Raw genomic sequence first — 24,872 nt, forward strand, 5'->3', positions numbered from 1 at the left:
AGGAGGTACTTCGTCTGCTGGCGGTACATCATGAGCAGCATCGTGACCACAGAAAAGGGACTGCTGCAGGGTTGGGTGACAGCGGGGTTTATGCCGCCAGGGCTGCGGCTGGGGTCATGATGGTCCCGTACTCGACGGGGGCAATCGGGCCAGGCGTCTCTGACGTCAGCCTCGGTGGTAGGTGCGCTCGATCCTGCTCCCCGCCCGCTGTACCGGGACTCCGGCACAGCGGGCATCCGGTGTCCGTCTACTCCTGCTCGGCGGGGTCCAGGCCCAGCCTCTGATGGATCAGACGGGCGAAGTGGGTCAGGGTGCGGCCGGTGGCCAGGTCGGCCGGTGCCAGGCGGATGTCGAAGAGATCTCTTGCCTGGACCAGGAACTGCATGCCGAGCAGTGAGTCCAGTCCGAAGTCGGTGACACTGCGCGTGGGGTCCATGTCGTCCGGATCGGTCTGCAGGACACCCGCGAGAAGCTGGGCGAGCGTTTCGACGATCTTGCGCTGTGCCTCGTCCGCCGGAAGGCCGGCCAACGTCCGAAGCAGCTCCTTGCGGGCGTCCGGGGAGGGGACGGAGGACGACGGCGCCAAGCGGGCGAAACGGGGCGTGGCCAGGGCGGGCAGCAGGTGGCGTGCGGCCCCCCAGCGGTAGCGGCCCGCTCCGGCGACGTCGGCACCGGTGGCCAGGAGGCGCCCCGCGGTGGTCAGGGCCTCGGCCGGCGTGAGGAGTTCGAGGCCACGCTCGGCCATGGCGGCTTCCATACCGCTGCGGGCGACATAGCCGGTTTCACTGATCGGGCCCCAGGCCAGTGCCGTGCCCGGTTTGCCGGTGTTCCGCCGGGCCCGGGCGAGGGCCTCCAGATAGGCGTTGGCCGCTGCGTACGCCGCCTGGCCGGGGTTGCCGATGGCGGCGGAGACGGAGGAGTAGGCGAGGAACAGGTCCAGGTCGCGGTCGGCGGTAAGGCGGTCCAGCAGAGCCGCGCCCGCCGCCTTGGGCGCGAGTACGGCGGCGAACCGTTCGTCGGTGAGGTCGGACAGCACCGCGTCGTCCATGTGCATCGCCGCGTGCACGATGCCGCGCAGGCGGTGCCCGTCGGCGTCCACGGCGTCGAGGACCTGCCCCAGCGCGGCTTCGTCGGTGACGTCGGCGGCGTGGGCGGTGGCGCGCACCCCGCGGTCGGCGAGCTCCTGGAGGAGGGCCGGTGCTCCGGGGGCGTCGGGTCCGCGGCGGGAGAGGAGGGCCAGATGCCGGACTCCGTGGTCGGCCAGCCGACGTGCGGTGGCGGCGCCGAGGCCGCTCAGCCCTCCGGTGACCAGGTAGGTGCCGTCCCCGTCGAGCCGGACGGTGCCGGGTGCGGGTTCCACGGGGACGGGCTCGTCCAGCGGGTCGAAGGTGACGACGATCTTCCCGGTGTGCCGGGAGTGCTGCAGGAGGTGGAAGGCCGCGTCGGCCCGGGCGGCCGGATGGACGGTGTGGGGCAGGGGGCGGTAGGCGTGGGAGGCGACCAGTTCGCCGAAGTCCGCCAGGAGACGGGAGCGCAGCGCGGGGGATTCGACGACGGCGTCGAGGTTGAAGCCGATGAAGGTGAGACTGCGGTCGAAGGGGCGCAGCGTCATCGGGTTGTTGAGGAAGATGTCCCGCTTGCCGAGTTCGACGAAGCGGCCGTTGGGGCGGAGGAGGTCGAGACCCTGGGCGATGGCCTCGCCGCTGAGGGAGTTCACCACGACGTCCACTCCCCGGCCGCCGGTCAGTTCCCGTACCCGGGGGACGAAGTCCAGGCTGCGGGAGTCGAGCACGTGCTCGGCGCCGAGCGTGCGCAGCAGGTCCCGTTTGGTCTCCGTGCCGGCGGTGGCGATGACGCGGGCGCCCCGCCGGCGGGCGCACTGGAGGACGGCCAGGCCGACCGCTCCGGCTCCGCCGTGGACGAGTACGGTCTCCCCGGCGGAGAGCCGGGCCTGATGGACCAGGGTGTGGTGGACGGTCAGGAACGCGACGGGGAAGGTCGCGGCCTCCGTGAAGCCCATTCCGTCAGGGATGCGGACGACCGCGGCGGCCGGAGTCGTCGTGTGGGAGGCGAGGGCGGCGGGCATGAGGCCGAAGACCCGGTCGCCGGGCTTCAGGTCCTCCACCCCCGGCCCCACGGCGTGTACGACACCGGCTCCGTCGGTGCCCAGTCCGCGGCCGAGGGGGCTGTTCTCGACCGCTTCGGGCGGTAGCAGACCGTTGGCTCGCATGGGGTCGCGGTAGTTCAGGGCCACCGCCCGCAGCTCGACGGCCACTTCGCCGGGACCGGGTTCGGGAAGGTCCGTCTGCCGCCAGACCAGCCGCCGGTGCAGGCCCGGGTCACGGGCCTCCAGGATGAACGGCGTGCGGGCGGGTGCGGCCGGGGACTCGCCCGCCGGGTGCTGGACCTGCCGGGGCACGAACCGGCCCTGTGCGGTCAGGACGATCTCGTCCTCCTGGACGCTCCGGTCGTCACCGCCGGGAGCGAGGAACTCTCCGGCCAGGCGGCGGGCGTCGGTGTCCGCGTCACCGGTGCGGTGGCACGACAGACGCCTCACGGACAGGTCGGGACGCTCGTTGGCGAGGGTGCGGCAGGCCGCCCAGACGGCCGCGTCGACCGGGTGGGAGGGCAGCTCCGGGGCCGGGAAGAGACCGGTCGGACGCGTGACGAGCCACACCTGTGGACTCGTGCCGCCGCTGAGGCCGTCGCAGGCGGCGGCCAGGGCGCGCAGGAGGGCCGCACGGCGGGTGGTTCGCGTGACGGTCTCGTGCGGCCCCGGCCCGGGCTCGGCGAGCAGCAGGACGAGGCGCGGATCGGAGTCCGCGGGCAGGGCCCCGCTCCAGACGGCGGCCTCGTCGGAGGCGGCGATCACGGTGGCCTTCCCGAGCCGGGCGGCCAGTGCCCGTGCGGTCGCCGTCTCGGTGTCGTCCTCGACGGCGATCACCCAGGGGGTGGCGGAAGCCGCTAGGGGCGTTTCGTGGTCCGCGGCGTGGTCGTGGTCGGCCGCGGCGAGGAGGACGGAACGGTCCTCGGGACCGGTCTGCGCCACACCGGAGAAGCCGCACCGGCGCAGCAACGGTGCCCACCGGTCGCGGGGGAGGATGCGGCAGGTGGGGCGCAGGTCGTGGTCGCCGCGCTCCCAGAAGTCGTCCAGGGCGCCGGACCGCAGGGCCTGGAACCGTGAGCTGTGCGGTTCGACGGCCAGCAGGTGCCCTCCGGGGGCCAGTACGGCGTGCAGCCGGCGCAGTGTCACGGCCAGATCGGTGGTGGCGTGCAGCGCGTCGCCCGCGAGGACGAGGTCGAAACCGCCCCGGGGCATGCCCTGGTCCACCAGGTCGGTGTCCGGGTCCAGCGTGCGGTAGTCGACGAAGTCATGGGCGGCGAAACGGTGCTCGGCGCGGGTGAGCCCGCCGCCGGTGGGGGCGGTGCAGGTGTACCGGGTCCGGTCGGCCGGGAGTACGGGCAGTGCCGCGGCCGTCAGAGCGGTGGTGGTGGCCCCGATCTCCAGGACGCACAGCGGTCGGTCGGCGGGCCATCGGGCGACGATGTCGCAGAGCAGGGCCTGCGCGGCACGGTGCGCGAAGCGGTGGGCCGGTCCGGTCTCGCTGAGCTGCTCGTACGCGCTGTCCCCGGCGGGCAGGAGCTCGCGCGCGTCGGTCAGGCCCCGCAGCACGTCGGGCAGACGGCGCAGGTGGCGGTTGAGGAACAGTGTCTCGGCGCCGAAGGCGGGATGGTCTTCCACGAGGCCGCGCAGCAGTGCCTCGGACTCCGTCTCGACGCCGGTGAGCTGCCAGGACTCTTCGGCCGGCTGGACGAGGCCGTGGTCGGCCAGCAGGGGCATCATCAGCCGCGCCAGCCTCCGGTGCCGGGGCTGCAGCCCCCCGGCCACCAGTTCGGCCGTCGAGAAGGGGGCCGTGGGGTCGGCCAGGAGGCCTCGCAGCGCCTCGGCCCAGCAGTGGGCGCCGGCCCGTTCGGCGTCGGAGACGAACCGGTCGTGGCCGCTGTCGTCCAGCGCGGCGCGTGCGGCGGTGACGCGCGGCTCGGCCACGCGTGCCACCTCGGCGGGCGCGGGAAGCGGAGACGGCGCAGCGGGCGTGTCCGGGTGGGGCGCTGCCCGCAGCACGGTGCGCTGGACGGTCAGGGGGGTGTGCTCGGTCAGGTGTCCGCGGCGGGTGCGGCAGCCGTCGATCTCGGCGGTGACCGTGCCGTCCGCGTCGGCGTAGGTGATGTCCCAGCAGATCTCGTTGACGCTGCGGCCGCGCCGGCGCAGGTGCACGACACCGGTGGGCGAGGGGGTGCGCCACACGCGTACGGACCCGAACACGGTCGGCAGGAAGGCGGCGGATTCCGCCTCCGGTCCGGCGAGTGCCACGGTGGCCTGGAGCGGCGCGTCGAGCAGGACCGGGTGGGCGGTGTAGGCGTCGGCGGCGTGCGGCAACCGGTAGGAGACGAGTGCCTCTCCGTCGCCGGCGTCGACGCGGTCGATGAGCTGGAAGGCCGGCCCGCAGTTGAGGCCGATGTCGTGGCACGCCCGGTAGAAGTCCGGGCCGTCGATGCTCCGGTGGCAGCGGGCCCGGAGCGCGTCGACGTCGAGCGGGGGCGGTGCCGTGCCGAGCAGGGTGCGGACCTGGGCGCGTACGACGGGCCGGCACTCCCCGCCGTGTTCCTCGCGGACGCTGACGGTCAGGGAGCCGTCGTCCGGGGTGACCGCGGTCTGCAGGGCGACCGGAGTCGGATCCGGCCACGGCACGGCCAGCGGACGGCCGATCTCGAGATGCCGTACCTCGACCGGGCGGTCCAGCGCCCGCCGTCCGGCGCTCAACGCGATCTCCACGTAGGCGGCGGCCGGCATGAGTACGTCGTCGCCGATCCGGTGGTCGCCCAGCCAGGGCACCAGTTGCGGCTCGACGGAGCCGTGCCAGACGGGGTGCGGGGCGGGCATCCGTTCACCCACCAGGGGGTGGTCCAGCATGCCGCTGCCGGTCGCCCTGATGACCAGGTCCTGCGGGGCGCCGTGCCAGTACCGTTCGTGCTGCCACGCGTAGGCGGGCAGGTCGACCACACGGCCCGGGCGGTGGAAGTGCCGCCGCCAGTCGGTACCGGTGTCGGTGGCGAGCACGGCGGCGACGGCCGCCGCGGTCTCGCGTACGCCGTCCCCGTCACGGTGCAGGGTGGCCACGCAGGCGGCGCCGGTGCGGCGCAGGTAGGAGCGCAGCACCGGGTGCGGGCCGATCTCGACCAGGACGCCGGCGTGCTCGGCGGTGAGGTGGGCGGCGGCGTCGGCGAACCGGACGGGTTCGCGGACGTTGCGCCACCAGTACCCGGCGTCGAGCTCCGGCCCGTTCAGCGGGGTGCCGGTGACGGTGGAGACGAAAGGAATCCGGGCCGGGGCGGGGGCGAGCCCGTCCAGTGCGTCGAGCAGCGGCTCCCTGAGGGGGTCCATGGCACGGCTGTGGAAGGCGTAGTCCAGGTCGAGATCCCGGAAGAAGATGTCGCGGCTGTGCAGCTCGGCGCCCCAGGCGGCCAGTTCCTCGGCGTCACCGGCGACGGTCACGTCGCGCTCGCTGTTGATGCCCGCGATCTCCAGGGCGCCGCCGTAGCGCAGGAGTTCCTCCCGGGCCTGTTCCTCCGGCAGGCCCACGGCGGCCATGCGGCCCCGGCCCGCCGTGGCGCCCTGGGTACGGCTGCGTTCGGCGATCACCAGGGCCGCCTGGTCCAGGGTCAGGATGCCGGCGGCGCAGGCGGCGGCGACCTCTCCGACGCTGTGCCCGGCCACCGCCCGCGGACGCACGCCGTGCGAGGCCAGCAGTGCGGTCAGGCCCACCTGGACGGCGAACAGGGCCGGCTGGGCGATCTCCGTGCGCTGCCAGGTCGGGGCGGAGGGGCGCGCCAGTTCCTTCGCCACCGACCAGCCCAGGTGGGGTGTCAGGGCCGCGTCGGCCTCTTCGACGGCCGTTCGGAAGGCCGGTTCGCGCTCCAGCAGGTCGGCGGCCATGCCCGGCCACTGGGAGGCGTTGCCGGAGAACACGAACGCGGTGCCGTCCCGCTCGCTCGTGCGCACGAGCGCCCCGTGGGCGGGCTCGGCGGCGATCAGCCGGTCGAGCTGCCGGGCGGCGTCCTGCGGGTCGGTGGCCAGCACGGCGGCGCGGTGCGGGTGCGCGGTGCGCCGCACGGTGCTGGTGTGGGCGAGGTCGTAGAACTCCTCGGGCCCGGTGTCCCGCAGCCGCTCCGCCATGCGGGCGGCCATCTGGTTCAGTGCCTTGGGGGACCGGGCGGAGACGACCAGCGGCAGCGGGCGCCCGCTCGGCACGGGCCGCGGTCCGCTCTGCCGGGCGGCGGGCGGCAGGGTGACGATCGCGTGGGCGTTGGCTCCGCCGAAACCGAAGGAGGACACGCCCACGGCGGACCGCTCCCCCAGCGTCAGGGGGACGGGCACCACGGCGGGGGCCAGTCCGAGGCCGTCGAAGTCGATCGCGGGGTTGAGGGGGAGGGCGTGCAGGGACGCCGGCACCGTGCGATGACGCAGCACCAGGATCGCCTTGAGCAGCCCCGCCATCCCGGAGGCGGGCTCCAGATGACCGAGGTTCGTCTTCACCGAGCCGATCGGCAGCGGGCCGCCGCGGCGGCGACGCCCCAGGGCCCGGCCGATGGCCTCGGCCTCCGCCGGGTCCCCCACCTGGGTGCCGGTGCCGTGTGCCTCGGCGTACACCAGGTCGTCCGCGTCGATCCCGGCCTCCGCGTAGACCGCGTGCAGCAGCGCCTCCTGCGTCTCGGCGCTGGGCACGACCATGCCGGTGCTGCGGCCGTCGGTGTTGTTGCCGGTGGCGGCGAGCACGCAATGGATGCGGTCGTGGTCGGCCACCGCGTCACCGAGGCGTTTGAGGACGAGCACCGCGCCGCCCTCCGCGCGGACGAAGCCGTCGGCGTCGGCCGAGAACGCCGCACAGCGACCGCGCCGGGACAGCATGCCCGCGTACGAGAATCCGGCGAAGGGGTACGGGGTGGACAGCACGTTGACGGCACCGGCCAGGGCGACCCGGGAGGTGCCCTCGCGCAGGGTGCGGCAGGCCCGGTCCAGGGCGACCAGGGCGGAGGAGCAGGCCGTGTCCACGGCCATGCTCGGGCCGCGCAGGTCGAAGGCGTACGACAGCCGGTTCGCCGTGATGGACAGGGTGGCGCCGGGCATGGTGTGCGGACTCGTGTGGTCCTGCATCATCGACAGGGTCACCCCGTAGCCGGGATCGGAGACGCCCACGTACACGCAGGTGTCCGATCCGGCCAGTGACCCGGCGGGCAGGGCGGCGTCGTCCAGGGCCTCCGCGGCCATCTCCAGCAGCAGCCGCTGCTGCGGGTCGATGTGCCGGGCCTCCGCGGGTGCCATGCCGAAGTAGCCGGCGTCGAACGAGGCGACGTCCGTGAGGAATCCGCCGGCGGCGGTGTAACTGCGGCCGGGGCGTACGACTTCCGGGTCGACGATTCTCTCCCTGGGGAACCGGTCGGCGGGCATCTCGCCGACCATGTCCCGCCCGTCGCGCAGTACCGACCACAGTCCGTCCAGATCCGTGATCCCTCCGGGAAGCCGGCAACCGACCCCTACCACGGCCACGGCCCGCTCGAGCTGCTGCATACCAAGTCCCCGCCTTCTCACGCCGATTGCAGGCATTGGTAGCCGAGGAAGGAGCAGCGCGGCGCGAAAAGGCCGGTGCTTACCACTCGTTGTAGTGAATATTGACGTACAAAGAGCTTTTCAGTCCGGTGGCAAGGAGGGGGCGGCTACGGTGACGCGGTGCCCGAAGCCTTCCGTGCCCGTATAGCCGCCGTCTCCGTTCATCTGCCGTCCCGCTACCGGACCATGGACGAAATCCGCACGAAGATCACCGAGACCGGCGGGTACGCGCCACCGCCCGGTCTGCTGGAGGACCTCACCGGGGTCCGTGGAGTCCATGTGCACGAGGACGGCGAGAACGCCTCCGACCTCGCCGTGGCAGCCGCGCGCAAGGCGCTCGCCGAGGCGGAACTGGAGATCGGCGACGTCGATCTGCTGCTGTTCGCCGCGACCGCGCTGGACCTGATCGAACCCGCCACGTCCCACCTCGTGGCAGCCAAACTGGGCGCTTCCTGCCCGGTGTTCGACGTCAAGAACGCCTGCAACAGCGTCCTCAACGCCATGGAGGTGGCCACCTCGTTCATCGAGTCCGGCCGCTACCGCACGGTCCTCATCGCCTGCGGCGAACCCGCGACGCTGGCCACCCGCTGGCACGCCCCCGACCGCCAGGCCCTCCTGAGGGCCCTGCCCGGCTACACGGCGTCGGACGCCGGCGCGGCGATGCTGCTCACCGCCGGCCCCGCGGGCGAACACGACCCCGGCGTCCTGTCCCTGCGGTTCGTCAGCAACTCCGAGGCGTGGGAGGCCTGCACCGTGGCCGGCGGGGGAAGCATGCACCACCTGTCCGTGCACGACGACCACACCACACTGCGCCTGAACGGGGACCTGCGCCAGGGCGCACTCGACGCGCTTCCCCGGATCCTGGCCACCGCCGGGAAGGAACTCGAGGCGGTCTCCCGCAGTGCCTTCGTCGCCTTCCACCAGATCGCCATGCCGCAGTACCGGGAGATGCTCGAGCTGCTCTCCCTGCCCGAGGACCGGTGCATGCCCGCGGTGGCCGAACACGGGAACTGCGCGGCGGCCTCCCTCCCGCTGCAACTGGTCAAGGCACGGGAGGCCGACCGCATAGAGAGCGGGGACCTGGTGACGATGATCGGCCTGGCCAGTGGTTTCAGCTTCGGTCTGGCTCTCGTCCGATGGTGAGCGCACGAGCCGCCCGCCCCCCGGACCCGGCTTCGGAACCCGCCGCCCTGCAACGGCTGTTGCCGGGCTATCCCGCCACCCGTCACTGGCGGCGCGTACCGGCCACCGGACAGCACTATCTCGACCTCGGCTCAGGGCAACCGGTGCTCTTCCTGCACGGCAACCCGTCGTGGAGCTACGTCTGGCGCAAGCTGCTGCACCGGCTCTCCCCACACGCCCGCTGCCTGGCACCCGACCTGCCGGGTTTCGGGCTGTCCCGGCACCTGAGGCCCGCGGACGGGGTCCCCGACCCCTACGAGGCGCAGCTGGAGGGCCTGGACATCCTCCACCGCCACCTGGTGCGCGACGAGGGTCTGCCCGAGCGCGGCTGGACGCTCGTCCTGCACGACTGGGGAGGTCCCCTCGGCGCCGCCTGGGCCCTGCGGCACCCGGGTGCGGTGGCCCGGCTGGTCGTCTGCAACACCGTGGCGTTTCCCTTCCCGGAAGGCTTCCGGCTGCCGTTCTACCTGCGCTGGATCCGCGACCACCGGCCGGTCGCCGAACTCGTCCACCTCACCAACGCGTTCGCCCGTGTCGCCCTGCGCGCCGGGGTCCACCACCCACTGCCGCCGGCCGAGCGCGAGGCCTACCTCCGGCCGTACGCCCACCGCGCGGAACGCCGGGCGGTCACCGACGCCGTCCGGGCGATCCCCCGCGACCCCACGGACCCGGCATGGCGCCTGCTCGAACCTCCCGCCGCGGGGGCGGGCCTGTCGGAACTGCCCCTGCTCATCGGCTGGGGCATGCGCGACCCCGTCTTCACCCCGGTACTGCTGCAGGAGTGGGTCCGCCGCTTCCCCCATGCCGCCGTGCACCGCTTCCCCGAGGCCGGGCATTTCGTGATGGAGGACGCCGCCGCCGAACTGGGCGACCGCGTCCGTGACTTCCTCCAGGGGGCCGCATGACCATGTCCGTTCCCGGATTCGCCGCACACCTGGGTGACCGGCCCGACGCCACCGCTCTCGTCCGATGCCGCAAGGGCGCCTCCCGCACGACCAGCCGCGGCGACCTGGTGCGGGACTGTCTCGGCATCGCGGAGGCCCTGCGCGACGCCGGTGTGCGGCCCGGCCACAAAGCGGTCGTGATGACGCGTGACGCCTACGACCTGACCACCCTCTGCTACGCCCTCGGCGCCCTCGGCGCCGTCCCGGTCCTGATCGAGCCGCGCGCCGAGGTGGGCCGCTGCCTGCGGGACGTCGCCCCGGACGTCTTCATCGGCGAACCCCTGGCCCACCTCGGACGCCGCGCCCTGGGGTGGGGCCGGCCACACGTCCGGATCCCCCTGGTCACCGCCGTCGCGCCGCGCCCGCTGGGGCGGCGGCTGACCCTGCGGGAGCCGGCCCGCAGCAGCCCGTCGCTCCGGACGCGGGAGCGCGACGGCGACGAGCTGGCCATGATCGCGTTCACCTCCGGCTCCACCGGACGGCCCAAGGGCGCGGAGTACCACCACGCCACCCTGACCGGGCAACTCGACGCGCTGAAGGCCCTGCTGGACCCGCGGCCCGACGACGTACTCCTCGCCGGATTCCTGCCCATCGCACTGCTCGGCCCGCTCCTGGGGCCGGCCACTGTCGTCCCGGCCGTGAACCATCTCGCTCCGGCCCGCACCCCGCCGGGGGAACTCGTCGGACCGATCCTGAGACACCAGGTCACCACGATCCTGGCGTCTCCCGCCGTTCTCGCCCTGATCGCCGGCCACTGCGCCCGCCACCGCGTCACCCTGCCGACGGTCCGGCAGATCCTCTCCTTCGGCGCCCCGCTGCGCGTCCGTCTCGCCGACGCCCTGCGCGCCGTCGTCCCGGACGACGCCGAGATCCTCAGCGTCTACGGTGCCACGGAGTGCCTGCCCGTCTCCGCGATCGGCGACCACGACCTGCGGGCCGCCCGCAGCCGGCCACCGGCCGGGCACGCCGGAACCTGCCTGGGCCGGCCGTTGCCCGGCATCCGCGCCCGGATCCTGGACGCCGACGCCGGCGGGCTCGGCGAGATCGCCGTCACCGGCCCCACCGTCAGCCCCGCCTACCACGGGCGTCCCGACGCCGAGGACGCCGCGAAGAGCGTCACCGACCACGGCGTGCTGCACCGTACCGGAGACCTCGGCCGGCTCGACGACGAGGGACGGTTGTGGTTCCTCGGCCGGAAGGCCCACCTGGTCACCGGCACCGGTTTCACGCTGACCACCGAGGACCTCGAGGCCACGGCGGACACCGCACCCGGTATCCGGCGCACCGCGCTCGTCGGGGTCGGCACGGCCGTGTGCCAGCTGCCCGTCCTGTGCGTGGAACCCCTGCGGGCCACCCCCCGCGCCGCCGCCCTGGCGGCCGTACGCGCGGCCCTGAAGGACCATCCGGACGCGCACCGCGTCGGCGCCGTGCTGCTGCATCGCGGTTTCCCGACCGACCCCCGGCACAACTCCAAGATCGACCGTCTGCGACTGGCCGGCTGGGCCGCCGGGCGGCTGCGCGGGAGGCTCGGGTGAAGGTACTGGTCACCGGCGGAAGCGGCTTCCTCGGGCGGGAGATCTGCCGTCGGCTGAGCGCCCGCGGGGTCGTCGTCTCCTCTCTGGGCCGCCGCTCCAGCGACGCGCTGGAGCGGTTGGGCGTCCAGCAGCACCTGGGCGATCTCGCCGACGCCGACGCGGTCTCCCGCGCCGTCGCCGGGTGCGACGCCGTCGTCCACAACGCCGCGCTGGCCGGCGTCAGCGGCCCGCCGCGCCCCTACTGGTCCACCAACGTCGTCGGCACCCGCCACGTGATCGCGCAATGCCGCGCCCACGGCGTGCGCACGCTCCTCTACACCTCGACCGCCAGTGTCGCCTTCCGGCCCGGCGGCCTGGAAGGCGTCACCGAGGACCTTCCCCCCGCCCTCCGCCACCTGACCGCCTACCCCGCCACCAAGGCCCGCGCCGAGGCCCTGGTACTGGCCGCGCACGGCCCGGAGCTCGCCACCGTCTCCCTGCGCCCGCACATCATCTGGGGGCCGGGCGACCCCCATTTCGCCCCCGCCCTCGCACGCGCCGTACGGGCCGGCCGGCTGCTGATGCCCGGCGACGGCGGCAACCTCGTCGACACCACCCACATCAGTACCGCCGCCCACGCCCACCTGCTCGCCCTGGACCGCCTGCGGCAGACACCGGCGGTGGGCGGCCGCGCCTACTTCATCAGCCAGGGCGACCCGCGCCCCCTGAGGGAGATCACCGAGCACTTCCTGCGGGCCGCCGGCATCGACGCCCGCTGGTGCGCCGTACCGCCCCGGCTCGCCACCGCGGCGGCCGCCGCCAGCGACACCGTCCTGCGCGCGGTCCGCAGCCCCCGTACCCACGCCCTGAGCCGCTTCCTGGTCGCGGAACTGCTGCATCCGCACCACTTCGACCTCACCGCCGCACGCAGGGACCTGGGCTTCGAGCCGCCGATCGGATTCGAGGCCGGGGTCGCGGAGCTCACCCGGCTCACCCCGCCCGCACCGAAAGACCGCGAGGAGACGCCGTGACGGACACCTACGACGCCGTCCGCTCCATCCTGACCAGCGCCTTCCGTGTCCCGGAGGAGGAGGTCCAGCCGGGACTCACGCTGGAGCAACTGGACCTGGACTCGCTGGCCCTGACGGAACTGGTGCTCATCCTCCACGAGCAGTTCGGCGTGAAGATCGACAACGAGTACGCCTCCCCGGGCACGACCGTCGCCCAGGTCGCCGATCACCTCGACGCGCTGCGCACGGGGGCCACGGGTACGGTGACCTCCGAATGAACGAGCCCGTCGCCGTCACCGGCCTCGGTCTGGTCACTCCCGCGGGAGAAGGCACCGACGCCACCTGGGACGCGGTCTGCCGCGGCGCGGGCACCGCGACCCACGATCCGGCGCTGGCCGGCCTGCCCGTGGACTTCTCCTGCCGCGTTCCCCTGTCACCCGAGGACCTGGACCGTCGCGTCGGACGCACTGCCTGGCGCATGTCGCGGAACGCCTCACTGGCGGTGCTCGCCGCCCGCCAGGCGGTCCGCGACGCCGGCTTCGATCCCGGAACGTGGAACGGTGACCGGGTCGCCGTCGTCATCGGCTGCGGACTGGGCGCGGACGCGGTGCGCGAGGAACAGGCGGGGCGCCTGGCGGAACTGGGCGCCGACATGGTCTCCGCGCTCACCATCCCCCAGATCATCCCGAACATGGCGGCCGGAGAGGTCTCCATCGCCCTCGGAGCCCGCGGTCCCGGCCTCGCCCCGGCCACCGCCTGCGCCTCGGGCGCCACCGCCGTCGCCGTGGCCCGCGAGCTCCTCGCCACCGGCCAGTGCGACGTCGCGGTGGCCGGGGCCACCGAAGCCGCCGTCACTCCGCTGACGTCCGTCGGGTTCTGGCGCATGGGCGCCCTGTCCCGGCGCGCCGACGCCCCCGCCGGCGCGTCCCGGCCCTTCGCCGCAGACCGCGACGGTTTCGTCCTGGCGGAGGGCGCCGGCGTCCTCGTCCTGGAACGGACCGAGGACGCGACCGCCCGCGGCGCCCGCCCCCGTGCCCTGCTGGCGGGCTGCGGCAGTACCTCGGACGCCCACCACCCCACCGCGCCCGCACCGGACGCCCGGGGCGCGGAGGCGGCCCTGCGCACCGCCCTGGCGGACGGGGGTCTGGCTCCGCGGGATGTCGACCACGTCAACGCCCACGGCACCTCCACGCCGCTGGGCGACGCCGGCGAGGCAGCCCTGATCGCCCGGGTCCTGCCGCACCGTCCCAGTGTCACGGCGCCCAAGGGCGTACTCGGTCACGGCCTGGGGGCGGCGGGCGCCATCGAGGCGGCGCTGACGGTGCTCACCCTCCAGCACCGTACGGTGCCGCCGATCGCGAACCTGGGCGCCCCGGCGTCCGAGTTCGACATCGACTGCGTCACGGGGGAACCCCGACGTCAGGAGGTCCGTGCCGCCGTCAGCCACTCCTTCGGCTTCGGGGGGCACAACGTCGTCCTCGCCCTGACCAGCTGCTGAGTCTCGACACCTGCAACTCCACCCCGGCGGCCTGGCCGCACGTCCCTGTCCGCACTGCGGTCGGAGCCATGACCTCACCGCGAGCTGTCCGGCCGGCCGGAGCCGGCCCCTGCAAGCCCCGTGCAGAGAAGAACGTATGCGGCCAGAGCCGGGATCGGTATCTGCCCGCCCGTGCGGTCGATGTCGTCGATGAAGTATCCGGACAACCCTACCCAGGACAGCCCACCGGTGATCAGCAGCACTGTATTGCCGGCCTCCCTCATCACCCGCATACCGGCCCACAGCACAAGGGGCATCAGAGCCCAGGAGGCGGCCGTCGTGACCAGGAACTCGAACGCACCGGAAAACACCGTGTCGCCTGCGGCCGCGCTGTCGCGGGCCCCCGTATAGCCGGAGGACATGAGGGCGTGACAGGCCGCGGTGGCGCCGGTGACGGTCAGGGCCCCTTTGGCATGTCGTGCGTATCGCAGGGCGGGGATCCGAGCTCTTCCTCGGCTGTGGGCCCGGCGCGCAAGCGACTGATCTGTCGAATCTGGAGGCACCTCGTGAAGGTAGGCGGCACTCACAAGTCACGCATGAGTAGCCGTACTTACTCTTCCACCTGATCGGTGGTCGCTCTGGGCTCGGCGCCCTGCTCGTGATGGCTGGAGCGTGCTCCTGTCGTCAATTCAGTCGACGCGGGTCGGCGCCGACGGGTCCGACGTTCACCTCGCATATCAGCCTCGGCGAGGTCCCGCCCCTCATTCAGGACGCCGACCCGCGTGTCCTGTTCGCCGAGGACGACGGGACGGGACCGGCCGGGTGGCAGGCGTGGGCCGGGCCCGCGCCCGGTGCACCCTGTACCAGCAGGTCAAAGGATGTCGGTGATGAGCTGACACACCCAAGTCGCTACCGGACGAGGTGGCTCTCGATGTGGTCGATCACCGCTGACACGGCCTGCCGGTAGGCGGTGCTCGACCGGCGGACCTGGGACAGCAGCATGCCGCCCTGGATGGCGGCCAGCAGAGCGGTGGCGAGCGCGGCGGTGTCAGCGCGCTCGCTCAGCTCGCCGCGCGCCTGCATGCGTGCGAGTCCCGACCTGATGGGGCCTTCCCACCGGTCGAAGGCGGAGACGAGTCCGGCCCGTGCCGACTGGTCACTGTCGGCGAGTTCACTGGCGAGCGAGCCGATCTCGCAGCCGCCTTCGCATCCCCTGGCGTCCTGGCGGTTCCCTGCCCTGTCGCACCACTCGCGCAGGGCCTCGATGCTGTCCAGGCTGTCCAGCAGCGGACGCTGCCGGGCGAGCTGGGCGTCCGTCTGGTGGTCGATGACCGCCAGGACCAAGCCCTGCTTGTCGCCGAAGTAGTGGTAGATCTGTGACGCGCTGACCCCGGCGGCCGCCTGGATGTCAGGGATGCTCGTGCCCCTCACGCCGTGGTGGAACATCAGTTCCGCAGCGGTCTCGATGATGCGTTCGCGGGTCTTGCGGCCGCCCTTGGTGAGTCGCTGCTCCTTCGGCTCTCCGGCCTTCACTGGTGCGCTCATGTACCCACGCTACCCAAGTTGGAATTGACATTCCAATTTTGCGCCACCGATGATCCTGGAAAGGTCATTCCATACCGGGTGGCCGTCTCTTCAGACAGGTGAGCCCTATGTCCCTCGACCCGCAGATCCAGACCCTGCTCGAGCAAGTGGCCACAGAAGGCGGACCGGCGCCCGAGACTCTTACGGTGGCGGAGAACCGCGCGTTCGGACGCGCCCTCGGCGACCTGGCCGGCGCTCCCGTACCGGTCGCCGACGTCCGGGACACCACGGCCGTCACCGACGGCCGCGGCATACCCGTCCGTATCTACCGGCCCGTCGCCGAGCCGAACGCCGGGCCACTGCCCGTGACGCTCTTCTTCCACGGCGGCGGATGGGTCTTCGGAGACCTGGACACCCAGGACAACATCGCCCGCACCGTGGCCAACCGCTCCGGCACGATCGTGGTCTCCGTCGACTACCGGCTGGCACCCGAGCACCGCTTCCCGGCCGCGGTCGACGACGCCTACGCCGCGCTGACCTGGGTCGCGGACAACGCACCCGGCTTCGGAGGCGACGGAGAACGCATCGCCGTGTTCGGCGAGAGCGCAGGCGGCAACCTCGCCGCGGTTCTCGCACAGGAATCCCTGCGCCGCGGGGGACCCCGCATCACGCTCCAGGTGCTCGCCTACCCGGCGGTCGACCGGTTCGACGACAGCCCCTCGATGTACGAGAACCTGATGGGCCCGGTCCTCTCCCGTTCCTACCTCGAGTGGTTCTGGGGCGCCTACCTCAGCACCCCGGACCAGGGTGCCGACCCGCGGGTCTCGCCGGCGCGCTCCGACGAACTGGCCGGCCTTGCTCCCGCCGTCATCGCCACCGCCGAGAACGACCCCCTGCGCGACCAGGGCGACCGCTACGCCCGCAAGCTGGCCGACGCCGGCGTGCCGGTCCAGCACCTCCCGGTCGAGGGAGCCGTTCACGGCTTCCTCTCGTTCACCGGCTCGGTGCAACTCTCGCGGGACACACTGAACCGGCTCTCGGAGGCGGTGGCCACGGCCTTCGACTGACCCGGCCTGTGCGGCACCGCCAGTCACCAGACCCCTGCCGCAGGCAAGCAGGACAGCGACCACCACCGTGCTGACCCTCGCTGTGAAGCAGCCGGTCCAGGGCTGTTCGGCCCGGCCACTTCGTCTGCGGCAGCTCGTGGCCATCCCGACCTATGAGCCGTTCGGCAACCGGTCACGGTGACTGTTCACCGAACGGCAGGCCCCCACGCCCGGAGAGCCGAAACGGACCCTGACCAGCCAGAAGGGAGGTTCAGGAACAGGAACCAAGCCTGTTCTTCAACCTTTGGCGGAGCCTCAGTGGCACCGGTGGGTTCTCCGCGGTGACCTTGATCGAGACGCAGGGCCTCGCGTCGATGAGCGACGAGGCGCAGTTACGTCGGGTGGCGTTGGGGGACACGAGTCGGCAGTCGCCCGTGGTCATGCTCCATGGCGGTCCGAGGCTGCCGGATTACCTGGGCGATGTAACCCCCATGGCCGCGGACCTCGCGCCCGTGTACCGGTACGACCAGCGTGGCACCGGTGCGATCCCCGTGGAAACCGCAGGTCCTGGCCCCGAGCGAATGAGTTGTCCGGGACAACGGCATCGCGGAGAAGGACGTCACCGTCCCTGTCGGACCCCGCTGCCGCCTCGTCCAGTACACCCCGCGCGGTGGCGACATGCTCCACCAGGTCGCCGGGTACCTTTCGCCGGGGTCCTGGCCGACGGCGGCGGACGCGGTGTGGCAGGTTGATGCCGTCGGGCATGCCGTGATCCGGGAACTCAGGTCGTCGCGCACCCGCCGCCTGTCCGGTAGCTGACACTTCCGCTGCGGTGGGCCCTGGACGTGTTCCTAATGTTGTGATCGCAGAGGAACGGCCCGGCGGCCGCGACCCAGAGGAGAAACCTGATGCCCGCGCTCACCGACCGCGTGCGCGGACGGTCCATCGTCGCCCGGCTCACCGTCCGGGAGAAGGCGCTGGAGCGACGCATGCTGCGCAACCTCGGCCTGGTCGAGGACCGGCTGCTGGCCTGCGTGCGCGAGCCGTCCGTGCCGGTGCTCGCCGACGTGGCCGGCCACCTCGTCATCGCCGGCGGGAAACGCTTCCGTCCGCTGCTCACCCTGCTGGGCGCCGAGTTCGGGGACCTCGACCGCCCCGGCGTCATCGACGCCGCCGTCGTGTCCGAGCTGGTCCACACGGCTTCCCTGCACCACGACGACGTCATGGACGAGGCCCGTGTCCGGCACGGCGTCGCCAGCGTGAACGCCTGCTGGGGCAACACCGTCGCCGTCCGGTCCGGCAACTGGCTGCTCGCCAAGGCCGCCCAGCTCTCGGCCGGACTCACGCCCGAGGCGATACCCCTGCAGGCCGAGGCGTCCGAGCGCCTGGTACGGGGCCAGGTACTGGAGCTCACCGGACCCGCCCTGCCGGAGGACCGCCTGGCCCACTACTTCGCGGTGGTGTCCGACAAGTCGGCGTCCCTCATCTCCTTCGCCCTGCGTCTCGGCGCCGTCCAGGCCGGCGCCCCGCACAGCGTGGGCCAGGCACTCGAACGGTACGGGGAACACCTCGGCGTGGCCTTCCAGATATCCGACGACCTGCTCGACATCACCTCGTCCGTCGGCGAGTCGGGCAAGGAGCAGGGCAAGGACCTCGAAGTCGGCGTGGCCGGACTGCCGATGCTGCTGGCCCTCGAGGACGCACACCCCGGCGACGAGGAGCTGCGAGGGCTGCTCGGCAGGCCCGGGGGCGTACAGGGCGCGGACCGCGACCGGGCTCTCGCCCTCCTGCAGCGGTCCCCGGCCGTGGACCGGGCACGGGCGTTGATGACCGAACGGCTCACCGGAGCCCGCGAGTCGCTGGCCTCACTGCCGTCCGGAGCGCCGCGCCGCGCCCTCGGCGCACTGTGTGACTTCGTGGGGTCCCGGACCCACTGAAGACGCCGCCAGGGCCACACGCCACCGCCCGGCGGGGCCACACGCGGCCCACCTCAGCGGCGCGCCGCCTCGCGGGCGCTCTCGATCGCCTGCTCGAGTGAGCCCCGCGCGGCGGTCCGGAACGGGGAAAGCCAGGGCACGTGCCCGGCCTTGGTCATCTCGGCGCGCAGGAAGGCGAGATCGTCGGCGAGACCGAGCGCACGGAACACCGCTCGCAGATGGGGCTCCAGGAAGTCGTCGTGCGGCACGTCCTGCCCGTAGGCCGCGCCGTGTGCCGTGGCCACCACGACACGGGTGCCGGACAACGGTCCCCGGCCGGTCTTGGGGGAGACGAACAGCGGCGGGACGCCGATCCGGTCGAGCCAGGCCTTGAAAACGGAGGGGACCGACAGGTGGTACACCGGAAGACCGATCAACAGCACGTCGGCGATCAGGAGTTCGTCGATCAGCTTCCAGGTCGTGCTCCACGACCGGCGCTCGGGCCGCGTGCGTGCCGCCTGCCGCGCCTCCTCCAGTTCGACGATGCCCGCGGTCTCCAGCCGGGTGACGGTCTCGATGTGGGCGCCGTCGATGTGCGGGACGGGACACCGGGCCAGGTTCCGGTGGAGGAGTCGGCCCTCCGGATGCGCCACCCGCCATGCCGCGGCGAACTCCGCCGTGATCTGCGCGGAGACCGATTCGGGGCGCGCGCTGCAGTCGAGGTGAAGCAGAGTGGGCATGCGCGGACGATTCCTCCGTGCAGGAGCAGGTACAAGACAACACCATTCAAGCGATCGGAAGGGCCCGAGTCGCGCGGCACGACGTGGTGGTCGACGACGGCCGGCGTTAGCGGAACTGACGGGACACAAGGTGCTTGACGTTCGAAAGCTGGTGTTGCTGCGCGAGGTCCAGGCCCGAGGGTCGATCGCGGCGGCCGCGGAGGCCCTCAACTACACGCGGTCCGCGGTCTCGCAGCAGCTGTCGACACTGGAGGCGGAGACCGGCGCGGAGCTGCTGGACCGGGGGAGGGGCCGGGCCTGCCTGACTGCGGCGGGCCGGATGCTGGTGGACCACGCCGAGCGCATCCTCGTCGGGCTGGAAGCGGCGGAGTCCGAACTGGCGGCGTCGAGCGGCCGGGTGAGCGGCGAGCTGCGGGTCGGCGTCCCGTTCCACGAGGGACCCGCGATGCTGGTGCCCGCGCTGACCCGGGTGCGGCGGGCCCACCCTGATCTGCGGATCGTTCTGCGGGGGCTGCCCGTCGGCGGGACCCGGGAGGCCGTGCGGCTCGGCGAGATCGACCTCGCGCTCGCGGTGCGCTACGACCACGTGCCGGACCCGCCTGTCGCCGGGCTGCACGAGGAGCCGCTCGTCGGGGACCGGGTGCGGCTGGTCGTCGGCCCCGAGGGAACGGCACCGGGAACGCATCCAGGCCCCGGGGACCGCCACCCGCTGCCCCGCACGCTCGCCGGGTACGCCGGACAGCCCTGGGTACTGACCGCGGACTCCGGCCTCGGCGCCCTCGCGCTGCACGCCTGCGCCCAGGCCGGTTTCGCACCCGACGTCGTGGCCCGCACCAGCGACCCCCACGCCGTGCTCGGGCTCGTCTCGTTCGGCTGGGGTGTCTCGCTGATGCCGGACCTGGTGCCCGACCGGCCGGGGTGCCCGGTGCGCCGGGTCGCCCTCGACGGCCCGGAGCTGGTCCGCCACCTGTCCCTGGTGGTCCGCAGCGGCCACCTGGACCGGCCGGCCGTCCACGCGGTCATCACCGAGGTGCGCCACGCGGTGGACGAGTTGTCCGAGGACGCCGTGGTGTGGCGGCGGGCGGGGGAGCGCATGAGCTGAGGGGCCCGTCCGTGCGACGGGCCCCGGCCGGTGGCCGCGGGACGGTCCCCGGCCACCGAGCGGTCAGCTCTCGATGAGGCGGTGCAGCAGCACCGTGTCGAAGATGTCCTCCATGACGGCGACCTTGCCGTCGCGCAGTGTCCAGGAGTGCACGAACTTCATCCGCTCGGTGCGGCCGCGCACGGAGGTCACGTACCGCTCGCCGAAGACGGCGACGCGGTCTCCGGCCTCGACGAACTCTTGTGGCTCGAGCCGCATTCCGCCCAGCACACGGGGCACGCGGGCGAGGAACTCCCGTACGCCGTCGTGCCCGTACTTGGTGCCGCCCAGCTCGTAGTCGGCCATGCCGTCCGGGTGGACCCAGCGCACGTCGGGGGCGAGAGTGCCGAGCAGGCCCTGGACGTCACGGGAGTGGAAGGCCCGGTAGGCGGCCCGGATCAGGCTGATGTTGGGTGAGGGGGGCGCAGTGGTGGGGTCCGGCGCGAAGCCGGCGGGCATGGGGTTCGACATGGACGCGATGCTCCTCAGACGTGGGCCGGCTGACGGACGTGCTCGGGGAAGTGGGCCTCGAGGGTGCGGCGGACGCCGTCCCGCCAGGAGACGGTGCAGGGGCCGGTCAGGGACCGGCGCAGGGTCGGGTCGAACCGGTACGTCTCCCGGGTGACCGGGCTCGGCACCAGCTTCGCGGGCACGCCGGTCAGCTCCGCCATGTAGCGGACGCAGTCCGTCATGCCGACGGCCTCGTCCCCGCCCCAGTTGACCAGCGTGGCCGGGACGGCGGCCGCTCGCCACAGCTGCGGCACCTGGGCGACGAGGTCGTCCGTGTGCAACGGGGAGCACCAGTTCTGCCCCTCGAGCGGCACCGGGATCTCCTCGCCGGCGAGCATGCGCCGGAAGTACAGCATCGGCACACCGCCGTAACCCCCTGGCCCGTAGGCGATGTTGAGGCGGGCGATGGTCGTGGGCAGGCCGAGCACCCGGGTGAAGGCGCGCACCGCCCCCTCGGTGGCGAGCTTGCCCACCGGGTAGGCCGGCAGCCAGTCGGCGACCGCGTCGACCCGGTCGCTCTCGGTGTAGGCGTGATCGAGGGTCCGACGGGCGTACAGGGCGCCCGTCGAGACATACAGAAACGATTCGGCCGTTCGGCAGTGCGTCATCAGCCGGCCGGTCGCCACCGCGTTGGTCTCCGCGGCGGCGTTGCAGTCGCCGTCGTCGCCGCGCAGCACGGCGGAGTGGATGACGTGGGTGAAGTCCTGGGGTACGCGCTCCAGGGACCCGCCCGAGGGATCCGTCATGTCCCAGAACCGGGTGACGATCGACCGCTCGTTCAGTTCCTGCCGGACGTCCGGTGCGCCGAACCGGCCGAGACACCAGACCTCGTTGTGCTCGGCGAGTGCCTCGGCGACCGGCCGGGCCACCTGGCCGGTGCCGCCGGTGACCAGGATCTTCTTGCCCTTCAGCATTTCTGTCTCCTCCATCTGTGTGTGTGCGGGGTTCCGGGCGGGCGTGTTCAGCGGGTGCCGTCCGGCCGCGGGCGTGCGGCGTCGGCGTCGGCGAGGGCGCGGTCCAGCTCCCGGCGCAGGGCCGTGTGGAACGACGCCACGTGGCGCGGGCCCATCAGCGTGTAGTGCTCACCGGGCACCTCGATGTAGCGGTTGGGGCCGGTCGTGTACTCGTCCCAGCGGCGCAACTCGTTGTCGAGCCAGTCCTGCTTGGTGCCGCGCAGGGGAGTGGCGTAGAAGACGCTCATCGACGGCACACCGCCGCTCGGGCGGTAGTCGCGGCCCAGATCGGTCAGGGCGTTGGCGAGTTCCGCCCAGGTGCCGAACTTCTCGGCGTCGAGGTCGAGCTCGGTCATCCGGTCGGGCGGGAAGAGGCCGACGAGGCGGTCGATCTGCTCCTCGACCGGCAGCCCGCGCAGCACGCCGGGCAGCCGGCGGGACTGCTCGCCGTCGATCAGGGCGAGGAAGAACGCCAGATTGACGGCCGTCTCGGCGAAGTCCAGTTCCTCCATGCGGTACTTGATGTGCGGCGGCAGGTTGAAGCTGCCGACGAAGTCGACCCGTTCCCCCTGGTCGCGCAGTACCTTCGCGATCTCGAAGGCGACGGCGCCGCCGAAGGAGTAGCCGGCCACGGCGTAGGGGCCGTGCGGCTGGCGGGCGCGGATGGCCGCCACGTAGCTGTCCACCATCTGGTCGAAGGTGGCGAAGGGCTTCTCGCCCTCGTTGAACCCGCGGGCGCGCAGCGCGTAGAAGGGACGGTCACCCGTGAAGTACTGGGCGAGGTTCACGAAGACGAGGACTTCGCCGACTCCCGGGTGGACGCAGAACAGCGGGGTCTTGGTGCCGCTCGTCTGCATCGGTACCACCGGATCGTAGGAGGGCGCCGGGCCCGGGGCCGTGGTGGCCAGGTGCCGGGCGAGGCCGCGCACCGTGGGAGCCCGCAGCACGGTGATGACCTCCAGCCCGACGGCGCCGAGCCGCTGGGCGACCCTGCTGCGCAGCCGGAGGATGTCGAGCGAAGTGCCGCCCAGGTCGAAGAAGTTGGCGTCGGCGCCGATCGTGGCGGGGTCGGCGCCGAGGATGTCGGCGTAGATGTCGGCGAGGGCGCGCTCGGTGCCGTCGGCGGGCGGGGTGTAGCCGCCCAGCATGCGCAGCGTGAGGTCGGCCACGGCCTGCCGTACGTCGTCGTACGCGCCGGACTCCAGGCGGCGCCGCATCAGGGCGCGCCGGGTCTTGCCGAGACTGGTCTTGCAGAACGACTCGCGCGGCAGCGGAAGGACGAGAGCGGGACGGAAGCCCCAGTGCAACACCACGGTGTTGCGGATGGCCACGAGTGCCTTGTACAGCGTGCCCTCGTCGACGGCTCCGTCCGTCTCCCCGTCGGCGGCCCGCGGGCAGAACGCGACCACGACCCGCTCGGTGTCGTCACCGGGCGCGCGCGTGGGGAAGACCGCGACATAGGAGGCGGTCACGCCCGGCAGTTGCTCGAGGGTGGTCTCCAGCTCGTGACTGAAGTAGTTGACGCCGTTGACGATGATGCTGTCCTTGCTGCGGCCGATGAGGGTCAGCCGGCCGTCGTCGATCCACCCCAGATCGCCGCTGCGGAACCAGCCGTCGGCGGTGAACGCCTCGGCGGTGGCCCGCGGGTTGTTGTGGTACCCCGGCGTGATCATGGGTCCGGTCAGCTGGAGTTCGCCGATCTCGCCGTCGGGCAGCGCACGGTCCTCGCCGTCGGCGACGCGTATGCGCAGCCCCTCGACGGGGGTGCCGAGGCCGGCGAACTCCTGACCTCGGTCGGCGTCGGGGAAGGCCCCTCGGGAGTAGATGCTGCCGGCACAGGTCTCGGTCATCCCGAAAGCGGGCCAGAGTACGTCGCGGGCCAGGCCGTGGGACGCGAACCGGTCGAGGAACGCCTCGCCGGTGGCGCACACCACCGCCTCGCCGCCGCTGACGATGTGCCGCAGCCGGGACAGGTCGAGCCGCTCCTCCGTGTCGTCCAGGCGGTCCGCCGCGGACAGCAGCGCGCCCAGCAGGAAGTTGGGGGTGAACGTCATCGTCACGCCGTGCCGGGAGATCAGCCGCAGGAACTCCAGGGGATCGCCGAGGACGACACGGGGCTCCACGTGCAGCTGACGGCTGCCGGTGGACAACGGGAACAGGTGGCCCTCCAGGAGAGCCGCGACATGGTCGAAGGAGACCCAGTTGAGACTCGTGTCGCCGGCGGTCAGCCGCTGGTGGCCGTTCTTCGCCGCCATGGACGCCAGCAGATTGGCGTGCGTGAGGATGACGGCCTTGGAGTTCCCGGTGGATCCGGAGGTGAGCACCAGCACCGCGGTGTCGCCGGGCAGTGCGCCGTCGTGGGGCTCGGCGATCCGGTCCGTGCGCAGCTCGTCGAGCGCGGCGACCGTGAGGCCCTCCACCCGCGGCAGGCCGTGTCCGCGGCCGGCGGTGACGACGAGGGGGTCGTCGAGCAGGGTGTGCACGTGGCGGAGCTGGGCGGCACCGCGTTCCGGGTCCGCGCCGAGCGGGGCCAGGGGGCAGGGGACGAGACCGCCGAGGACGGCGGCCCAGAAGGCGGTGAGGAAATCCCTGGGGCGCTCCAGCAGCAGGACGACCTTGTCTCCCGGGCGCAGTCCGCGCTCGCGCAGTCCGGTGAGCAGCCGCAGTGCGTCGTCGCGGAGTTCTGCATAGCTCTGGTCCAGGAAACCGGCCGACGCTCCGCCGAGACAGTGGCGGACGCCCGAGCCGGGGTTGTGCCGGGCGGCGTGCAGCAGGAGGTCGGCGATGGTCTTCTGACGCGTGGTGTGCACGGTGGTCTCCCTTGCCTGGTGGGCACGCGGGGCGGGTGCTGACGGGGCGTGCGGTGATCGTCGGGAAGATCCGGAGCCGATGCGGCTCCAGAGTTCATACGCTGTTCGACTCGATATCGCGGCCGTTCACGCAACTCCGAAACGAGCCGGACGTTGGGTCGTGTTTACCGCTCCGGGCCAGGTGATTCGGTTTATCGGGGATTCGTTGAACATCAAGGAAATAGCGAGCTTTTCCGTTCCGCTGGAATCCCATTTCTGGGTGCCGGTGACGCCGGGCGGAGCGGGTGACGCGAATCGCATGTATGGTCCACTTTTTTCCCGGCCGGGCCTCGGGGCGGTCCGGTGTCCGTGCAGGGGCTGCGCACGCACACCGCATGGTTCGTGTGCTGCGTGTGTTCACGATGTGACCGTAGGCGAGAACCTGCTCGCTCTGTGGGAC

General features: G+C 72.6%; 16 protein-coding genes and 1 pseudogene. 10 read left to right on the forward strand and 7 right to left on the reverse strand.

Translation table 11 applies throughout. The features are described from left to right. Window positions 1–247 precede the first annotated feature (247 nt). Complete coding sequence (locus tag ACZ7G3_RS25380; RefSeq protein ID WP_470928354.1) at window positions 248–7,627, reverse strand: SDR family NAD(P)-dependent oxidoreductase; 7,380 nt, start codon at window positions 7,625–7,627, stop codon at window positions 248–250. 159 nt (window positions 7,628–7,786) lie between these two features. Here ACZ7G3_RS25380 and ACZ7G3_RS25385 point away from each other — a divergent pair, with 159 nt between their 5' ends. Genes ACZ7G3_RS25385 through ACZ7G3_RS25410 form a run of 6 tightly spaced genes read left to right on the forward strand, consistent with a single transcriptional unit; the run spans window position 7,787 to window position 13,814 of the window. Next, entirely contained in the window at window positions 7,787–8,809 is a 1,023-nt protein-coding gene (locus tag ACZ7G3_RS25385) for a 3-oxoacyl-ACP synthase III family protein (protein ID WP_470928355.1), read from the forward strand. Then, complete coding sequence (locus tag ACZ7G3_RS25390) at window positions 8,803–9,753, forward strand: alpha/beta fold hydrolase (protein ID WP_470928356.1); 951 nt, start codon at window positions 8,803–8,805, stop codon at window positions 9,751–9,753. The genes ACZ7G3_RS25385 and ACZ7G3_RS25390 overlap by 7 nt, the downstream gene beginning before the upstream one ends. Further along, window positions 9,750–11,327 (forward strand): AMP-binding protein, encoded by a 1,578-nt coding sequence (locus ACZ7G3_RS25395; protein ID WP_470928357.1) that lies wholly within the window; start codon window positions 9,750–9,752, stop codon window positions 11,325–11,327. The genes ACZ7G3_RS25390 and ACZ7G3_RS25395 overlap by 4 nt, the downstream gene beginning before the upstream one ends. Continuing rightward, a complete protein-coding gene (locus ACZ7G3_RS25400) occupies window positions 11,324–12,337 on the forward strand; it encodes an NAD-dependent epimerase/dehydratase family protein (RefSeq protein WP_470928358.1) in 1,014 nt (337 codons plus the stop codon). The genes ACZ7G3_RS25395 and ACZ7G3_RS25400 overlap by 4 nt, the downstream gene beginning before the upstream one ends. After that, window positions 12,334–12,594, forward strand: a complete 261-nt coding sequence (locus ACZ7G3_RS25405) for an acyl carrier protein (RefSeq protein ID WP_470928359.1) — start codon at window positions 12,334–12,336, stop codon at window positions 12,592–12,594. The genes ACZ7G3_RS25400 and ACZ7G3_RS25405 overlap by 4 nt, the downstream gene beginning before the upstream one ends. Further along, window positions 12,591–13,814, forward strand: coding sequence for a beta-ketoacyl-[acyl-carrier-protein] synthase family protein (locus tag ACZ7G3_RS25410; protein ID WP_470928360.1), 1,224 nt, complete (start codon window positions 12,591–12,593; stop codon window positions 13,812–13,814). The genes ACZ7G3_RS25405 and ACZ7G3_RS25410 overlap by 4 nt, the downstream gene beginning before the upstream one ends. 74 nt (window positions 13,815–13,888) lie before the next feature. Here ACZ7G3_RS25410 and ACZ7G3_RS25415 read toward each other — a convergent pair whose 3' ends face one another. Then, on the reverse strand, window positions 13,889–14,215 hold the full coding sequence (locus tag ACZ7G3_RS25415) for a hypothetical protein (RefSeq protein ID WP_470928361.1): 327 nt from the start codon (window positions 14,213–14,215) through the stop codon (window positions 13,889–13,891). A 284-nt stretch (window positions 14,216–14,499) separates the two neighbouring features. On the opposite strand from ACZ7G3_RS25415, the pseudogene ACZ7G3_RS25420 reads away from it, so the two are divergent. Beyond that, window positions 14,500–14,655, forward strand: a pseudogene (locus ACZ7G3_RS25420) (DUF317 domain-containing protein); the annotation flags it as partial. A 47-nt stretch (window positions 14,656–14,702) separates the two neighbouring features. Here ACZ7G3_RS25420 and ACZ7G3_RS25425 read toward each other — a convergent pair. After that, window positions 14,703–15,338 carry a TetR/AcrR family transcriptional regulator gene (locus ACZ7G3_RS25425; protein WP_470928362.1) on the reverse strand — a complete coding sequence of 212 codons (636 nt, stop codon included), beginning with the start codon at window positions 15,336–15,338 and terminating at the stop codon, window positions 14,703–14,705. A gap of 107 nt (window positions 15,339–15,445) precedes the next feature. On the opposite strand from ACZ7G3_RS25425, the gene ACZ7G3_RS25430 reads away from it, so the two are divergent. Further along, window positions 15,446–16,384: an alpha/beta hydrolase gene (locus ACZ7G3_RS25430; protein ID WP_470928363.1), complete on the forward strand. Its 939-nt coding sequence runs from the start codon at window positions 15,446–15,448 to the stop codon at window positions 16,382–16,384. Window positions 16,385–17,271: 887 nt separating this feature from the next. Next, window positions 17,272–18,300 (forward strand): polyprenyl synthetase family protein, encoded by a 1,029-nt coding sequence (locus ACZ7G3_RS25435; protein ID WP_426600360.1) that lies wholly within the window; start codon window positions 17,272–17,274, stop codon window positions 18,298–18,300. Window positions 18,301–18,353: 53 nt separating this feature from the next. Here the strand turns inward: ACZ7G3_RS25435 and ACZ7G3_RS25440 are convergent, their stop codons facing one another. Further along, the gene (locus tag ACZ7G3_RS25440; RefSeq protein WP_470928364.1) at window positions 18,354–19,019 is read right to left on the reverse strand and encodes an FMN-dependent NADH-azoreductase; all 666 of its coding nucleotides are present in this window, start codon (window positions 19,017–19,019) and stop codon (window positions 18,354–18,356) included. Window positions 19,020–19,149: 130 nt separating this feature from the next. On the opposite strand from ACZ7G3_RS25440, the gene ACZ7G3_RS25445 reads away from it, so the two are divergent. Further along, window positions 19,150–20,121 (forward strand): LysR family transcriptional regulator, encoded by a 972-nt coding sequence (locus ACZ7G3_RS25445; protein ID WP_470928365.1) that lies wholly within the window; start codon window positions 19,150–19,152, stop codon window positions 20,119–20,121. Window positions 20,122–20,184: 63 nt separating this feature from the next. Here ACZ7G3_RS25445 and ACZ7G3_RS25450 read toward each other — a convergent pair whose 3' ends face one another. The 3 genes from ACZ7G3_RS25450 to ACZ7G3_RS25460 are packed head-to-tail and all read right to left on the reverse strand — an operon-like array spanning window position 20,185 to window position 24,433. Further along, entirely contained in the window at window positions 20,185–20,631 is a 447-nt protein-coding gene (locus tag ACZ7G3_RS25450) for a nuclear transport factor 2 family protein (protein ID WP_470928366.1), read from the reverse strand. Window positions 20,632–20,645: 14 nt separating this feature from the next. After that, window positions 20,646–21,584: an NAD-dependent epimerase/dehydratase family protein gene (locus ACZ7G3_RS25455; RefSeq protein ID WP_470928367.1), complete on the reverse strand. Its 939-nt coding sequence runs from the start codon at window positions 21,582–21,584 to the stop codon at window positions 20,646–20,648. Between the two features lie 47 nt (window positions 21,585–21,631). Continuing rightward, the gene (locus ACZ7G3_RS25460; RefSeq protein WP_470928368.1) at window positions 21,632–24,433 is read right to left on the reverse strand and encodes an AMP-binding protein; all 2,802 of its coding nucleotides are present in this window, start codon (window positions 24,431–24,433) and stop codon (window positions 21,632–21,634) included. Between the last annotated feature and the right edge of the window lie 439 nt (window positions 24,434–24,872).

The organism is Streptomyces sp. NPDC037271, from assembly GCF_055603605.1.

Bases quoted from the DNA above. Each gene is read 5' to 3' on its own strand.
- ACZ7G3_RS25380 (WP_470928354.1), bottom strand. From the start codon at position 7,627: ATGCAGCAGCTCGAGCGGGCCGTGGCCGTGGTAGGGGTCGGTTGCCGG.
- ACZ7G3_RS25390 (WP_470928356.1), top strand. From the start codon at position 8,803: ATGGTGAGCGCACGAGCCGCCCGCCCCCCGGACCCGGCTTCGGAACCC.
- ACZ7G3_RS25395 (WP_470928357.1), top strand. From the start codon at position 9,750: ATGACCATGTCCGTTCCCGGATTCGCCGCACACCTGGGTGACCGGCCC.
- ACZ7G3_RS25410 (WP_470928360.1), top strand. From the start codon at position 12,591: ATGAACGAGCCCGTCGCCGTCACCGGCCTCGGTCTGGTCACTCCCGCG.
- ACZ7G3_RS25415 (WP_470928361.1), bottom strand. From the start codon at position 14,215: ATGTCCTCCGGCTATACGGGGGCCCGCGACAGCGCGGCCGCAGGCGAC.
- ACZ7G3_RS25425 (WP_470928362.1), bottom strand. From the start codon at position 15,338: ATGAGCGCACCAGTGAAGGCCGGAGAGCCGAAGGAGCAGCGACTCACC.
- ACZ7G3_RS25430 (WP_470928363.1), top strand. From the start codon at position 15,446: ATGTCCCTCGACCCGCAGATCCAGACCCTGCTCGAGCAAGTGGCCACA.
- ACZ7G3_RS25435 (WP_426600360.1), top strand. From the start codon at position 17,272: ATGCCCGCGCTCACCGACCGCGTGCGCGGACGGTCCATCGTCGCCCGG.
- ACZ7G3_RS25440 (WP_470928364.1), bottom strand. From the start codon at position 19,019: ATGCCCACTCTGCTTCACCTCGACTGCAGCGCGCGCCCCGAATCGGTC.
- ACZ7G3_RS25450 (WP_470928366.1), bottom strand. From the start codon at position 20,631: ATGTCGAACCCCATGCCCGCCGGCTTCGCGCCGGACCCCACCACTGCG.
- ACZ7G3_RS25455 (WP_470928367.1), bottom strand. From the start codon at position 21,584: ATGCTGAAGGGCAAGAAGATCCTGGTCACCGGCGGCACCGGCCAGGTG.